A 13,364-nucleotide genomic window follows, 5' to 3' on the forward strand; every position below is an offset into this window, starting at 1 on the left:
GAGGGCGCTACTCCGGCAGCTGCCCCTCCGCCTCCGCCAGGATCTCCGTGAGCCGGGCTCCGAACTCCGCCCCCCGTACGTCCGGCACCCCGGTGCGGGCCGAGGTGAGCAGCGCGTCCAGGGCACGGCCGTAGGCCCCCGGTACGTCGCTCCAGTCCGGCAGGCCGAAGACGCCGGCGGTCCCCCGCAGTTCCAGTCCCACCCCGGCGGCCGCGCTCGGGGAACTGAGGCTGAGCACGGCGGTGCTGGCCGCGCCGGAGGTGTGGCGCAGGGCCAGCTGGACCACGTCGGCGGGGCCGCGGGTGGCGCTGACCCTGGTGACGTCGCCGAGGACCGGGATGAGTACGGACAGCGCGTGCGGGCCCACGTCCCACAGCCCGCCCTTGGCCTTGCGCCAGGGCGAGTCCGCGTAGGCGCTGGGCTCGCCGTCGGGCGGGAAGACCGCGCCGAGCCAGTGCGCGGAGGCGGTGAACCAGCCCGTGCGCTCCGCCTGCTCCGTGACCCAGCCGGCGGTCGGCTCGGCGAAGCGCAGGGTGAGGAAGACCACGGAGGCGACCCGGTGCTCGGCCACGGCATCGGCGACCGCGCGGGCGTCGGCCGGGGTCGTGGCGACGGGTTTGTCGAGCAGGAGGTGGCAGCCGGCGGCGGCCGCGCGCACGGCGAGCGGGGCCTGCACGTCGGGCGGGAGCGCGAAGGCCACGGCGTCACAGTCGGCGAACAGCGCGTCGGGGTCTTCGTACACCTTCACCCCGAACTCGTGCGCCAGTTCGGCCGCGGCTTCGGGGCGTCGGCCCCAGACTCCGGCGAACTCGGAGCCGGGGTGCGCGGCGAGGGCGGGGGCGTGCGTGCGGCGGGCCCAGGGGCCTGTGCCCAGCAGCCCGACCCGGGGGCGGGGCCCGGAAGCGGCCTCAGCGGCGGCATCTCCGGCGGACGTCAAATCGTACGAAATGCTCACCCTCCTAGTCTGCCCCACCCGTACGGGCGTCCCGACGGCAACCCTCTCGACCACGCCCACCTGCGGCGTAAACCTCGGTAACACGGGGTTCACACACGGGCAACGGAAGAGAAATCGTGAGCGGGCACGCTGCGGTCTACACCGCAGAACGAATTCGCAGTACGCGAGCCACAGGGACGTGAACCGCCGTACGCGATCCGCAGGACGCAGCGCAGCACCCGCAGAGTCTGCGCCGGAGCGACGCACCGAAGGATGGGGCCCCGTGAGCTACAAGGCTGAGTACATCTGGATCGACGGAACCGAGCCGACGGCGAAGCTGCGTTCCAAGACCAAGATCATGGCGGACGGCGACGCGCTGCCGATCTGGGGCTTCGACGGTTCGAGCACCAACCAGGCCGAGGGCCACGCCTCGGACCGCGTACTGCAGCCGGTGTTCACCTGCCCGGACCCGATCCGCGGCGGCGACAACGTCCTCGTCCTGTGCGAGGTCCTGAACATCGACATGACCCCGCACGAGTCGAACACCCGCGCGCTGCTGCGTCCGATCGCCGAGAAGTTCGCCGCTCAGGAGCCGATCTACGGCATCGAGCAGGAGTACACCTTCTTCGACGGCGCCCGCCCCCTCGGCTTCCCGGTCAACGGCTTCCCGGCCGCGCAGGGCGGCTACTACTGCGGTGTCGGCTCGGACGAGATCTTCGGCCGCGACATCGTGGAGAAGCACCTGGACCACTGCCTCGCGGCGGGTCTGGCCATCTCCGGCATCAACGCCGAGGTCATGCCCGGCCAGTGGGAGTTCCAGGTCGGCCCGGTCGGCCCCCTGGAGGTCTCCGACCAGCTGTGGATCGCGCGCTGGCTGCTCTACCGCACCGCCGAGGACTTCAACGTCTCCGCGACGCTGAACCCGAAGCCGGTCAAGGGCGACTGGAACGGCGCGGGCGCGCACACCAACTTCTCCACGAAGGCGATGCGCGAGGACTACCGCGCGATCATCTCCGCGGCCGAATCCCTGGGTGAGGGCAGCAAGCCGCTGGACCACGTCAAGAACTACGGCGCGGGCATCGACGAGCGCCTGACGGGCCTGCACGAGACGGCCCCGTGGAACGAGTACAGCTACGGCGTCTCCGACCGCGGCGCCTCCGTCCGCATCCCCTGGCAGGTGGAGAAGGACGGCAAGGGCTACATCGAGGACCGCCGCCCGAACGCGAACGTCGACCCGTACGTGGTGACCCGCCTCATCACGGACACCTGCTGCACCGCCCTGGAGAAGGACGGCCTGGTCTGATCCCGGCCGGCCACCCCTGACACCACCACGGCGCCCGTCCTCCCCCTCGGGGGGGCGGGCGCCGTGGTGTCGGTGGCTCCTGCCATCGTGGGGCCATGCTGCCCGTGACTCTCCGCACCGAGCCCGCCGAGACCTACCGTCGGCCCGCCCTGCCCTGGCTGTCCGAGCTCGTCGGGCGCCTCGGCGCCGACGGCGACCGCTTCCTCATCGTGGAGCGACTGCCGGACGAGCCGGACGTGTTCGTCCAGGTGTGGCACGAGACCGGCGGGGACTACCAGCTGGAGCACCGCGACGGCGCCGCCGGCCGGCACTTCCAGGCCTTCGTCCCGACGGCGGCCGAGGTGGTGGACGTGATGGTCCGTTGGGCCCGCCAGGAGAAGGGCTGGGACCTCGGTCCGGCCTGGGAGCGGCTGGAGTTTCCGGTCGGGGAAGTGCCCCCGCTCGCCCCGGAGGTGGAGGAGGAGCTGACCGGGCTCGTACGGGACAAGCTGCGGTGCGGTTACGACGACCGGGCGACCTTGAGCGAGAACGCCGAGGAGTACCTCGTCGCGGACGGCGTCCGGCCGGTGTCGCGCGCGCAGGCCGAACACCTGGTGGACCGGCTCTGGCGGGAGCGGCTGGCGGAGCAGGCGCACTGGGTGGGCGAGACCGACCCCGAGCGGCTGGCTCGGGCCTTCGCCTCGCTCGGCGCCGCAGGCATCACCGCGCGGGAGAACTTCGCCTGCTGCCGCAACTGCGGCCTCGCGGAGATTCGGGCGGCGGGCCGGGAGGACGCCCGCGGGTTCGTCTTCTTCCACTCGCAGTGCACCGAGGGTGCCGCGGCGGGTCACGACCTGTGGTTGCTCTACGGGGGCTTCGAGCCCGGCGAGGAGCTCACCGCCTCCGTGGGCCGGGAGGTCACCCGGGCGCTGGACGCGGTGGGGCTGACATGGGTGTGGGACGGATCCGCCCAGGATGCGGTACGGGTCACCGGGATGGCGTGGAAGAAGCGGCTGGGCGGGTGAGGGTTTGTCGGGATTGCAATGGTCCGTTCATGGCATGATCACGGAATGTGAGATTCCGCTCCATCAGGTGAGACGGGGTCTGCCCCGGCGCCCCTGCATCTGATTGAATGGGGCCATGGCCAGCTACTCGCACAACTCCTCGACCGGTCGCAGCGACCTCGAGCCGTTCTGGCCTTCCCGTCAGGATCACGATTTCGACCGGGTGTGTTGCCGCGCGAAGAACGCGCCGGCCCTCTAAAGCCTCCGGGACCTCCAACCGACCTTCCCCGAGGCCTTCGGTCTGCGCGGTACGACACAAGACGACGCCTTTGCGTACGTCTCCTGCCGACCACTCCGCGTGAAAGAGCTGACCACTCATGGCGAACACCCGTTCCTTCGCTTCTGCCGCCTCCGCTGCGGCCTCTCCCCTGACCTACCCGGCGTTCCCGCCCAGTCCGCGCCACCGCCTGCGGGCCGTGGACCGCGACGAGGTGGCCCGCGTCGTGGACTTCCTGCCGCCCGGCGCCACCTGGCTGCCCGCTCCCCAGCACACCCTGCCCGCCCTGCCCGGCCAGCCTCCGATGGTCGGCTACCTGGTGCTCGTACCGGCCGACCAGCAGCCGCCGATCGCCTTCTCCCCGCAGTCCGTTCCGGCCGCCGCGGCTCCCGGCGCGGCGGCTTCCACCGGCGACGCACTGGTCCGCATCGACCCCGCGCAGCGCACCGCCGAGGTGGACGGCGAGGTCCTGGACCTCACGTACCTGGAGTTCGAGCTGCTGGCCCACCTGGTCGCGCACCCGCACCGGGTGCACAGCCGCGACCAGCTGGTGACCACCGTCTGGGGCTACGGCCACGTCGGCGACGGCCGCACGGTCGACGTCCACGTCGCGCGACTGCGCCGCAAGCTGGGCACCGCCCACCGCGGCGCGATCCAGACCGTACGCCGCGTGGGGTACAAGTACGCCCCCTGACCTGCACGAGGGCGGGCCCGTACCGACGAGGGGGAGTACGGGCCCGGGCCGGGCAGATCCGGGCCAACTCGGGCCGCCACACAGGGGATTTCTGCGCACATCCGTGCTGATCATGCCTCGGTGTTCGTACCGGGACTGTCGCTGCACGACGCCCTGAGCGCCTACGGTCCGCTTCCGCTGAGCACGGTCTTCCAGCTGATCGGCTGCACGGCGCGGGCCCTCGGCTCCATCCACGCCGCGGGGGGTCGTGCACCGCGACCTGAAGCCCGCCAACCTGCTGCTCGGCGCGGCCGGGCCGTACGTCATCGACTTCGGGATCGCCCGGGCCGCCGACAGCTCGCCGCGCTGTGCGAACTGTTCGCCGGGCGGCCGCTGAACGACTTCGACGGCTGGCTCCCGGAGCCCGTCGGGCAGGAGATCGCCCGCCGGGTGCGGGCCGCGGAGAATCCGCCGACGCCGACGGTGGCGGACCCGGGCTCGGCTGCCGCTGCGGGCGCGGCGCGCGCGGGCGGGTTCGGTCCGGCCGGTACGGGGACCGGAACCCCCGGCGGGTTGCACGCCGCGGACACGGCGTTCGCGCCGCCCCGGCCCCCGGGGCCGCCGCAGCCGAACCACCCGACGCCCGCGCCGAAGTCCTCGCCCTCCGCGTCCGCCGCGCCGAAGTCCGCGTACACGGTGGTCTTCCAGGACAAGCCCCTGACGCTGCGAGGGCCCTACATCAGCACCGGAACCCATGTCGACCTGGACGCCCCGAAGATCGTTCCCCATGGGGAGATCGGCAAGGACCAGGGAATGGAACTCACCTACCAGGAGTGGAGCGACGCGGGACTGTCCTTCCTGACGGCCACGGGAAAGAGCGCCGGCGGACAACGGGTCCCTCAGCGACATGCCCGACTACGTCACCACGCTGACGCTCTGGAAGAAGGGCTGACCGGACGGGCCCGGGCCGCCCCCGAGAGGGGGGCCCGGGCCGTCCGTCTAGACCTTCGCCGTGCGCCTGGAAGCCGCGAAGCCCAGCACCAGGTCCCCCGCCAGGAACACCAGCAGGCTGATGCCCAGCATCGGTACGAACCAGCCCACGACGGCCGTCGCCGCGGCCAGCGGGAGCAGCAGCGTCACCGGCAGCTTCCGCCACGCTCCGCGCGGCTGGGGCCGGCCGGCCGAGAGCGTGCGCTCCTTGGTCGGGCGGCGCAGCCACCACATGCGGTAACCCCAGACGACCATGAACATCACCAGGACCGCCAGCGCGGCCAGGGCCAGCTGGTTGGCGAGCCCGAAGGTCAGGCCCATGTGCAGGTCGATGCCGAAGCGGGTCAGCTGGGCGAGCAGCGGGTGGTCGGAGAAGCGGAGTTCGTCCATGACCCGGCCGTCGGCGGGGTCCACGGAGACCGCGTCCAGGTGCACCGGCACCTGCTTGTCCTGCTCCTTGACCACGTACCCCTTGCCCGGGGTGGGCAGGCTGATCCGCAGCGACTCGGTGACCCCGGCGGACCGGGCCGCCGCCACCGCTCCGTCGATGCCTATGACGTCGACCGGGGCGGGCATCGCCGCCTGGTCACCGCCGGCCGCGCCGTGCCCGGCGTGCTCACCGCCCGCGTCGGCTGCCGGGGCGCCGGGGAGCTTGGCGGCCACGGCCGGGGTGCCCCCGCCGAGGCCGTCCTTGAGCTCCCCGATGTTCTCGCCGGCGTACCTCGACCAGGTCAGGCCGGTGATGGAGAGGCCGACGAGGCCGACCACGATCCAGACGCCGACGGAGCCGTGCCAGGACAGGGTCTTGCGGCGGCCGGTCGCCGCGCGGATCTCCGGCACGACGAGGGCGGCCTTACGGGCCCGCTTGCGGCCGATCCACAGCGCGAGCCCGCCGAGCGCGACCACCCACAGCCAGCTCGCGGCGAGCTCGCTGTAGTTCCGGCCGAACTCCCCCAGGTGGAGGCTGGCGTGGAACTCGCTCAGCCAGGCACGCAACGGCAGCGCGTCCCCGACGGTCGTGAGCGTCCCGCGGACCTCGGCCGTATACGGATCGACGAACACGGTAAGGGTCTCGCCCTCGGCGAGTCCCGGGCTCTCCATGATCACCCGGGTGGTGGCATCCGCCTCGGGCGCGGGCCACACGGCCGTCACCTTGCCCTGGGGCGCGGCGTTCACGGCGGCGCCGACCTGCGCGCTGAGCGGCTGTGCGCTCGCGCCGACGCGGTCGACCGTCAGCTCGTCGGCGTAGAGGAACTTCTCGGCCTGCCAGGAGCCGGCGTAGAGCAGCCCGGTGGTGGCGGCGACGAGCAGGAGCGGGGCGATCAGCACCCCGGCGTAGAAGTGCAGGCGCAGGAGCAGCGGCCGCAGGGCGGCCCAGGTGCCGGGCGTGCGGGCGGCGGTGGGGGCGGGCTCGGCCGCGGTGGTTTCGGGGGCGTCGGCTGCGTCGGGGGCTTCGGGGTCCGCTGCGCGGATCTTCCCTGCCTCGTCGAGAGACATGCGTGTCCTAAGTGTGGGCGAAGACATGGGTGGGCGGCCCCAGGTCTCGCCCCTCCCCTTGCCGGGGATGCGCCGTTCGGTCAGGCGCGGGCAGGACGGCCGGGGGCCGTGGTACGGATCCACGTGCGCGCGGGCGGCCCGCGCCGCTCTGCCGTGTGCGCGTGGACGGCACCGCGCAGGGTGCGCGGCCGTTCGTACCCGGCGGGCCGGAACGCCCGCGCCGGCGGTACGGGGATCCCGCGCGCCCGGAGCAGCGCGAGGACCCGGGAGAGCGGCCGGGCGGCGAGCAGCGCCCCGGCCGCGAGGGCGGCGGCGAGCCGGAAGACGGCGGCCTCGCCCCAGGCCAGCCAGAGCGCGCAGAACAGCCCGGCGAGGGCGTGCGCGGCGATCATGCCGAGCCCGTCATGGGCGTGGCCGGCGGCCATGTCGCCCATGGCGGCCATGCCCTCCATGCCGCTCATGCCGTCCACGGGGTGCATGCCCTGCACGGCATCGGCCGCGCCCTCCATGCCCGCGCCCACGTCCATGCCCGCACCCGCACTCGTATCCGCCCGATGGCGGCCACCGGCCGCGGAGGAGGCGGAAGACGAGGAAGAGGAGGAAGAGGAGGAGAACAGGAGGTGCAGGACCGCCTGCACCGCGAGCAGCGACGCGGCGATGGGGAGCGGTCCGCGCCGGCGCCCGGCGGAGAGCCAGGCGAGCCCTGCTGTCAGCCCGAAGGCGGACAGAAGCACCATCGCGGGAAGGTCCGTACCGGACATGTACGAATGCCCCACCGCACCCAGTGCGACGGCCACCGCCGCGAATACCGCGGCCCGCGTGGCGCGCATCGGCGCGGGGGTGTTTGACATGACCAGGGAATGTTGCCACGGCCCCCCGCCTCGCCCAAGGGCGCCCCCGTGGCCGATCATGGTCCGATGAGCCCCTTACCGTTGACGGTCCCGATGAGCGCGGTGTATACGGGCGCGGTCCAGCTCGGGGCGCACGCCCTGGAGCGGCTGGATCCCGGGGCGCGGGAGCGGCTGCTGCGCCGCTGCTCCACCAACGCCGACAACCTGGACGCCGGCCGCTGGGAGACCCTGCCGGCCAGCGCGTTCCTCGTCGAGGAGCCGATGCCGCTGCCGTACGCGCTCCTGCTGGTGGCCGTCCTCGGGTACGCCGAGTACGCCCACGGGGCCTGGTGGACGGCGGCGGCCTTCCTGTTCGGGCACGTCACGGCCACCCTCCTGGTCTACGGAGTGCTCCGCCGGACGGCCGGCCCCCGGACCCGGCGGGCGGTGGACGTGGGCACCAGCTACGGCTTCAACACCGTGCTCGGGGCGCTGACCTCGGCGCTCCCGAGCGGGGCGGTGCGCACCACCGCCCGGGTCGGGCTGCTGGCGCTCGCGGTCCGACCGGTCCTGCGGCGGGAGCGGACCTTCACCGACGCCGGGCACCTGGTGGCACTGGGGCTCGGCCTCGGGGTCTCGCTGGCCGCCGATTATCTTTCCGGAGCGAAATCTCCGAAAATCAGATGGATGACACGCGTCACCCAGCGCGCTTCGTCCTGAGCCATTCATTTCCCTGATCATTCGATTCTCCGATCGCAATTCTCTGATCACGTTGGAGCCGCCACGATGACCGCCACCTCCGCCACGACCGTCGCCAACCTCCGGGACCTCGGCGGCACTCCGCTCGCCGACGGCCGCAGCGTCCGCCCGGGCCTGGCGCTGCGCTCGGGCCAGCTCGACCGGCTCGACCTCGACGTCGACCTGGAGGTGGCCGCGCTGGGCATCGGCACCGTCATCGATTTCCGTTCCGGCGTGGAGCGCGGCGATCACCCCGACCGGATACCGGCCGGAACCCGGCTGCTCATAGCCGACGCCCTGGCCGACAAGATGACGGCCGACAGCTCGGGCGAAGGCGGGCCCGGGAAGATTCCCGCCGCCCAGCTCAAGGACCTCCTGTCCGACCCGGTGGTGGCCGAGGAACACCTGGGCGGCGGCAAGGCGCAGGCCCTGTTCGCCGGCATCTACCGCTCGCTGGTCAGCTCCGCCTCCGCGCAGGCCGCGTACCGGCTGCTGATCACCGAGCTCGCCGACCCGGAGTCCGGGCCGCTGCTCTTCCACTGCACGGCGGGCAAGGACCGTACGGGCTGGGGCGCGACCGTGGTCCTGTCCCTGCTCGGCGCCGACGACGAGACGCTGATGAGCGAGTACCTGTCGGTCAACCCGGCGGTGCGGATCGCCTTCGCCCCGATGATCGAGGGCTTCACGGCGGCCGGCGGCGACCCGGACATCGCGCTGGCGCTGATCGGCGTCTTCCCCTCCTACCTGGAGGCCGCGCTGGACGAGGTGGACACGCGCTACGGCTCGATGGAGAAGTACGTGCGCGAGGGCCTCGGCGTCCCCGACGAAACGGTCGAGGCACTGCGCGCCCGCCTCATCGCCTGACCCCTCCGGCGACACCTCCGGCGATCCCTCCGGCGGGGTCGTCCTTGCGACCGCGCCCGCCGCGCCGGGAGACCCGGTCCGAACATGCGCACTGGGACCCGGTGACCATCCGACCATTCGCTCGTTCTGCTGAACGTGACTGCGCCGGATACCGCCACCCGCCCCCTCCCGCCCGATGTCGAGCAGGCCGAGGCCGCCATCGTCGAGCACTATCCACGGCTGGTGCGACTGGCCTACCTGGTGCTGCCGCCCGCCCTCGGCCGCAACCGGCGGGTGCTCACCGCCCACTCGCTGGCCCAGCGCGCCCTGCCGCGCGGGCGGCGGGACGGGGCGGCCGCGCAGGCGGCGGTGCAGGGCGGGGTTCCGGGGCAGCGGGGCGGGGCGGGGCCCGAGTCCGGGTACGCGTACGTGCGGCTGCGCGTGCTGCGCTCCGCCCTGGAGGCCGGGATCCCGGTGACGTTCCGCGCGCTGCCCCGGCGGGCCCAACTGCCGCCGCTGCTGCCCCAGGTGTGGGGGCTGCGGCTGTTCCCGCGCTCGGGCGGGGCCGAGGAGCTGGCGCTCGACCAGTGGCTGGCCACCCTCGACGGGCCGGGCCGGGCCGCGTGCGTCCTGCGGGCGCTGGAGCGGCTGCCCGAGCCCGAGGTGCTGCGGGTGCTGACCGAGGCGGGGGTGGCCAACCCGGCCGCCGCCGTCGCGGAGTCGGGGGATCCGTCGACCGACGAGCTGTTCGCCTCCCCCGAGTTCGACCCCTGCGTGCTGCAGGCGCGGCCCACCGACCTGCTGCGCCGCCGCCGGCTCGTGCGGGGCGGGATCGCCGCCGGGGTCGCCCTGGCCGTGTGCGGGGTGCTGCTCGCGCTGCCCGGCGGCGGGTGGGGGGCCGACGGGGCGGCCGCGCCCCTCTACGCGAGGAACGCGGCGGCGGAGCAGGCCCTGGACCCCGGGCAGCTGGTCCGGGTCGCGCCCGCGGTCTGGGGCACCTCCTCCCGTACCGACTACTCCGGCTGGCCCGCGCGCGGCGACCGCGTCGACGATGCCGCGCTGCTGCGGCGGGCACTGGCCGTCTGGGCCCGGCCGGGCCGCTCGGTCGTGGTCTCGGCCACCCCCGGCACCCCGTCCGGGCCGCCGATGGGGCCCCCGCAGCTGCTGTTCGCCGGGACCGTGGACCAGGCCGTCGTGGTCCTGCTGTACGACGGCCTGCGCGTGGTGCGGTACGCCGAACCGCGCTCCGGCACCGACATCGCCGCCCTCGACTTCGCCCGGACCGACGGCGCCTCGGCGGACACGGCGGCGGCCCTGGTGCTCAGCCGGGTCGACGGCAACGTCCGCTATCTGGCGGCGCCGTGGGTGACGGGCGCGACGCGGCGGGACCTGCTGAAGCCGGCGGACGCCCCGACGGGACTCGAGCTGACGCCGGAGGGGGTCACTCCGCCGGTGCCGAGCCCCGCCCCCGACGGGACCTGTACGAGCTGGAACGCCCTGGCGATGACGGGCGACGGCTCGACCCGGCTGATCACCGACCTGGGCGAGCTGACCCCGGCCCGGCTGACCTCGGGGGCACCGGGCGCCGAGCGGAACGTGACGGAGGGCGCGGAGCTGGGCGACTGGTCGCGGATCGCGTGCCTGCTGCCCTCGGTGCGCTCGCACGGGGTGCGCACGGTCAACGCGTGGACGTACGCGAAGCAGCCGCTGCCGGAGGGCGACGGCACGGCGACCTGGCTGTGCACCCGGGCGGAGACCTGGCAGGGCACGGCGGACCGGGTGCAGGCACAGTTCCTGGCCCCGGGCGCGCCGCTGGCGGCGCAGGCGGCGAAGGCCGAGGGCTCGCCGGCGTGCGGGCCCCGGGAGCCGAGGGTGCTGGCCGGGGTGCTGTGGAAGTCGAAGGCCGGGCAGTGGTACGTCCTGGCGGCGGGCAGTGCGCAGTTCGCTTCGCTGACCGTGGGCGGCGGCCAGGTGAGCGGGGTCGCGGTGGGCAACCGGCTGGCGGTGAAGGCTCCGGCGGGGGCGCAGGTGGAACTGACGGGCAAGCTCACGGACGGCTCGAAGGCAGGGGTGTTGAGGTAGTCCCGGCCCGGCCGGGAAGGACGTAGGAAGTGGCGGCAGAGGGGTTTCCCTCCCCTCTACCCATCAGTACATTGACGCCATGTCTAATACGCCGCCCGCGTCGCCCGCCCCCGTGGCGTCGGAGCACATAGATCTGAAGGCCCGGAACGTGTCCTTCTCCTGGGAGGACACCCCGCTCCACTGGCTGCCCGGCGACCCCTTCGCCAACCACACCATCAACGTGCTGCACCTGCTGCTCCCGGCGGGCGAGCGCTGGTTCGTGCACGTCTACAAGCAGGTGCTCCCGTACATCACGGACGAGCGGCTGCGCGAGGACGTCGTCGGGTTCATCGGCCAGGAGGCCATGCACGCGAGCGCGCACGACGACGTGCTCCCCCACCTCAAGCGGCTGGGCCTGGACCCGACGCCCTACACGGCGCAGATCGACTGGCTCTTCGAGAAGCTGCTCGGCGACCGGACGCTGCCGCCGGGCGCACCCCGCAAGTGGTGGCTGATGGAGCGCGTGGCGATGATCGCCGCGATCGAGCACTACACGGCCTTCCTGGGCAACTGGGTCCTCAACGCCGACGAGCTGGACCGGCGCGGCGCCGACCCGGTGATGCTGGACCTGCTGCGCTGGCACGGCGCGGAGGAGGTCGAGCACCGGTCGGTGGCCTTCGACCTGTTCATGCACCTGGACGGCAACTACCGGCGCCGGGCGCGCACCTGGGCCACGGCCTTCACGGCGCTGGTCTTCCTGTGGCAGCGCGGATCGCGCTACTTCATGGAGCACGATCCCGGGCTCCCGCCGGGATCCAAGGCCTCGGTGGGCCAGTTCTACCGCTCGGGCCGCAAGGGGACCCTGCCGTCCACGGGCGCGATGCTGAAGTCGATCCCGACGTACCTCTCGCGCACCTACCACCCCTCGCAGGAGGGCTCCACGGCGCAGGCCGTCGCCTACCTGGCCTCCTCCCCCGGCGCGAACGGCGGTGCCCGCGGATGAAGCGCGCCCTCACGGTGACCGCGCTCGCGGGCGCCGCATGGCTGGCGAAGCGCGCGATCGGCCGGCGCATCGACTCCGGATCGCCGCTGTGGCCGCTGCCCGCGCTGGAGACCCCGGTCTCGGGGTACTCGCCGCGCCGGTGGATCCCGGCGCTGATCGTCTCCCGTACGGAGCCCGCGGACGGGGTGCTGTCCCTGACGCTGGAATCGGCGGAGCTCCCGGAGTGGGCCCCGGGTGCGCACCTGGACGTGCAGCTCCCGTCGGGGCTGGTCCGCCAGTACTCCCTGTGCGGCGACCCCGCCGACCGGGGCCGCTACACGATCGCGGTCCGGCTCGTGGAGGACGGCCGCGGCGGCTCGCGCGAGGCGCACGCCCAGCTGGTGGAGGGCGCGGAGCTCCCGGTCCGCCCGCCCCGCAACCGCTTCCCCCTCGTCCCGGCCCCGTCCTACGCCTTCGTCGCGGGCGGGATCGGCATCACCCCGGTCCTGCCGATGCTCCGGGCGGCGACGGCGGCCGGCGCGGACTGGACCCTGCTCTACGGGGGCCGCTCGCGGGCCTCGATGCCCTTCCTGGCCGAACTCGCGCGGTACGGGGACCGGGTCACGGTCGTCCCCGAGGACGAGGCGGGCCTCCCCGACCTGGGCGTGCTCGGCGCGCTCGGCCCGCAGACCCTGGTCTACTGCTGCGGCCCGGCCCCCCTGATGGCGGCGGTCGAAGCGGCGGCGCCGGCGGGCACCCCGGTCCACTTGGAGCGGTTCGCCCCGGCGGCGGCCGGCGGGGACGCGCAGCCCTTCACGGTGGAACTGCGCCGCTCGGGGCGGGTCGTGGAGGTGGCGGCGGCGGAATCCGCCCTGACCGCGGTCCGCCGGGAGCTGCCCAACACCCCGTACTCCTGCGAGCAGGGCTTCTGCGGGACCTGCCAACACCGGGTCCTGGCAGGGGACATCGACCACCGCGACACCCTCCTCACGGACGGCGAACGCGAGGACTCCATGCTGCTGTGCGTCTCCCGCGCGAAGGGCGACTGGCTCGTCCTGGACCTCTGACCCTCCTCACCCGAACACCAAGAGCGCGTTCCTACCATTCGCTACGGTGGAACCATGCCCTCAGGGAAGCTCTCACTCTCGGCGCAACCCGTGGCCGAAGAGCCGCTCAGGGGTCCAAGTAGGGTGTCCGCGTAACGGGATCCCGCTCCTGAAGGAGCGGGCTTTCAGCCCCTGTGGCTGAAGGCC

12 protein-coding genes are annotated in these 13,364 nt (G+C 73.5%); 9 read left to right on the top strand and 3 right to left on the bottom strand.

The genetic code is table 11. From position 1 onward, the window contains the following. Positions 1 to 7: 7 nt before the first annotated feature. Entirely contained in the window at positions 8 to 937 is a 930-nt protein-coding gene (locus ACODT5_RS29025) for a Gfo/Idh/MocA family protein (protein ID WP_422525068.1), read from the bottom strand. Between the two features lie 280 nt (positions 938 to 1,217). On the opposite strand from ACODT5_RS29025, the gene glnII reads away from it, so the two are divergent. The 4 genes from glnII to ACODT5_RS29045 all read left to right on the top strand — a co-directional run bounded on the left by glnII (position 1,218) and on the right by ACODT5_RS29045 (position 4,567). Continuing rightward, positions 1,218 to 2,237 carry a glutamine synthetase gene (gene glnII, locus ACODT5_RS29030; protein ID WP_422522132.1) on the top strand — a complete coding sequence of 340 codons (1,020 nt, stop codon included), beginning with the start codon at positions 1,218 to 1,220 and terminating at the stop codon, positions 2,235 to 2,237. Positions 2,238 to 2,332: 95 nt separating this feature from the next. Further along, positions 2,333 to 3,241 (top strand): DUF6891 domain-containing protein, encoded by a 909-nt coding sequence (locus tag ACODT5_RS29035; RefSeq protein WP_422522133.1) that lies wholly within the window; start codon positions 2,333 to 2,335, stop codon positions 3,239 to 3,241. A gap of 356 nt (positions 3,242 to 3,597) precedes the next feature. After that, positions 3,598 to 4,191 (top strand): winged helix-turn-helix domain-containing protein, encoded by a 594-nt coding sequence (locus ACODT5_RS29040; RefSeq protein ID WP_422522134.1) that lies wholly within the window; start codon positions 3,598 to 3,600, stop codon positions 4,189 to 4,191. Positions 4,192 to 4,438: 247 nt separating this feature from the next. Continuing rightward, a complete protein-coding gene (locus tag ACODT5_RS29045; protein ID WP_422522135.1) occupies positions 4,439 to 4,567 on the top strand; it encodes a hypothetical protein in 129 nt (42 codons plus the stop codon). A gap of 602 nt (positions 4,568 to 5,169) precedes the next feature. On the opposite strand, the gene ACODT5_RS29050 is transcribed toward ACODT5_RS29045, so the two are convergent. Further along, entirely contained in the window at positions 5,170 to 6,657 is a 1,488-nt protein-coding gene (locus tag ACODT5_RS29050; RefSeq protein WP_422522136.1) for a PepSY-associated TM helix domain-containing protein, read from the bottom strand. Positions 6,658 to 6,737: 80 nt separating this feature from the next. Continuing rightward, a complete protein-coding gene (locus ACODT5_RS29055) occupies positions 6,738 to 7,508 on the bottom strand; it encodes a hypothetical protein (protein ID WP_422522137.1) in 771 nt (256 codons plus the stop codon). A 66-nt stretch (positions 7,509 to 7,574) separates the two neighbouring features. On the opposite strand from ACODT5_RS29055, the gene ACODT5_RS29060 reads away from it, so the two are divergent. From ACODT5_RS29060 to ACODT5_RS29080, 5 genes are all read left to right on the top strand, one after another. Further along, positions 7,575 to 8,207 (top strand): rhomboid-like protein, encoded by a 633-nt coding sequence (locus ACODT5_RS29060; RefSeq protein ID WP_422522138.1) that lies wholly within the window; start codon positions 7,575 to 7,577, stop codon positions 8,205 to 8,207. Positions 8,208 to 8,273: 66 nt separating this feature from the next. After that, entirely contained in the window at positions 8,274 to 9,089 is an 816-nt protein-coding gene (locus tag ACODT5_RS29065; protein ID WP_422522139.1) for a tyrosine-protein phosphatase, read from the top strand. 135 nt (positions 9,090 to 9,224) lie between these two features. Continuing rightward, positions 9,225 to 11,150, top strand: a complete 1,926-nt coding sequence (locus ACODT5_RS29070) for a hypothetical protein (protein WP_422522140.1) — start codon at positions 9,225 to 9,227, stop codon at positions 11,148 to 11,150. A gap of 79 nt (positions 11,151 to 11,229) precedes the next feature. Continuing rightward, positions 11,230 to 12,132 (top strand): metal-dependent hydrolase, encoded by a 903-nt coding sequence (locus ACODT5_RS29075; RefSeq protein WP_422522141.1) that lies wholly within the window; start codon positions 11,230 to 11,232, stop codon positions 12,130 to 12,132. After that, complete coding sequence (locus ACODT5_RS29080; RefSeq protein WP_422522142.1) at positions 12,129 to 13,178, top strand: PDR/VanB family oxidoreductase; 1,050 nt, start codon at positions 12,129 to 12,131, stop codon at positions 13,176 to 13,178. The genes ACODT5_RS29075 and ACODT5_RS29080 overlap by 4 nt, the downstream gene beginning before the upstream one ends. Positions 13,179 to 13,364 lie beyond the last annotated feature (186 nt).

The sequence above is a fragment of the Streptomyces tatrensis genome (assembly GCF_049310065.1).
In the GTDB taxonomy this organism is placed as follows: domain Bacteria; phylum Actinomycetota; class Actinomycetes; order Streptomycetales; family Streptomycetaceae; genus Streptomyces.